Here is a 1594-nt window from a genome sequence, read left to right as displayed (position 1 = left end):
CCTCAAATCCGCAACCGCCCTCATAAGATGACACAGAGGTCAAAAAGGTAGCGGCACTGCGGCAAAAGAGGGCGCAACGCAGCAAAAATCGCCACAAAGACGCATAAATTCCCCTTACCCCACCACGCGACTTGAGGCAATACGCAGAATCACGACCATAAGTTGTCGGTGTTACCCAAAGTCATTCTGGAACACATCAGCATAAGCGTTGTTGCATGAATAGATATTCAGCACATACTGCCTTGATGTCCTGATCCACTTTGCTGGCACAGAGATGAACCTGAAGACAAACGCCTTGATACGGCTTGTTGCTTTGAGTCCGAACCTCTTCACGTCAAGCCTCGCCATGATGAATTTATAGAAGTTGCGTATGAGTGCCGTAAGCAGAAGAAACACCGTGTTTTCTCCCATGAAGGATTTTGGAAGCCTGTTCCAGCCGAATCCGTTATTCATTTCATCGAAGATGCGTTCCTTCCCTCCACGGAGGTTATAGAATTTGACAATCTCTTTCTCTGAAGACTCGTAGTCATTTGTAAGGATGCAGCGGTAGGTGTATTCGCCTTCCCACAGGTCAAGCTCACCGTCAATTCGCTTCTGCCTTTGGATTACAAGACGGTATGCCCTCCCTTTCCATTTCTCAACAAGAATGGAGTTCAGTTCAAACTCACTGCCGCCCAGTTCCTCTCTCTTCCACCCTCTGAGCGCAAAGATGTCATCGTAAAGCGAACCGCAGCGGCTGGCGCGGATATAGAAAGTCATGCAATGCTTTCCGACCTCTTCCACAATTTCCTCTGAGCAGGATCCGCAATCTGCCCTGAAACGATTGACTGTCAATCCTTTCTGTTCAATCCTCTCAAAGAATCTCCTCAACGTGTCCTTCTGGTGGAAACGAACGTTAGTGTTGCCGTCGCTGTTCTCTATGCCGACAATCATGTCGCCAATGACAGCCACACCTGGACGGTACCCGAGAAACTTCTTGTATGTGGGTTTCGCATCAAACTTCTCAGCCTCTATGAACTGGTGGTCGAAGTCAACGTCATACCCCTCGCCCTCTTTCAGCTGCCCTGTGGACAATAGGCAATTGAGGAGCAGTGTATTCAGCATGTCTGCCGTGTTGAAGTCGTAGGTCTTGCCAGTGTCGGATGTGTAGGAAATGTTATCCTGGGTCAGTTCCTTTATGGCTCTGAGAATCGTGTCGGCACTGCATGTGCGAAGTGTCGGATGAAGCGAGAGGTGATACATCAGATGAGTGGTGACATCCTCTATGCATGAGCCGCCACAGAAATAAACGCTCATAAGCGAACGGATGACTTCGCTGTATTGATAACCATACAGCCTGCATCTCATACCGAGGGTTGAGTCGATTACAGATGAGAGATTGGAGTCAAATTGCTCCATTATTGAAAAAATTCCTCCAAAAGGAGAGAGTTTCTCAGATTTTATTGCTACCTTTGCCATGTCTGTCGGGTTTGATATATATTTTGATTTGCAACACTAAGATAGGTGAAAAATCTGACATGACAAAATCCTGAGCAACTTTTTGTTGCTCAGGTACTTAAAAAGTTATATTTGTAATAGTGTTGCGGAATTAAGG

Annotated in this window: 1 protein-coding gene; it reads right to left on the bottom strand. The window is 46.7% G+C overall.

The window, feature by feature from the left end; all coding sequences use genetic code 11:
• Positions 1-171: 171 nt before the first annotated feature.
• On the bottom strand, positions 172-1458 hold the full coding sequence (locus CIK98_RS05040) for an IS1380 family transposase (RefSeq protein ID WP_094383193.1): 1287 nt from the start codon (positions 1456-1458) through the stop codon (positions 172-174).
• Positions 1459-1594: the final 136 nt, after the last annotated feature.

It is taken from the genome of Prevotella sp. P2-180, assembly GCF_002251435.1.
In the GTDB taxonomy this organism is placed as follows: Bacteria; Bacteroidota; Bacteroidia; order Bacteroidales; family Bacteroidaceae; genus Prevotella.
Note: the sequence above shows the minus strand (reverse complement) of the source record. Positions and strands in the feature narration are given on the sequence as shown.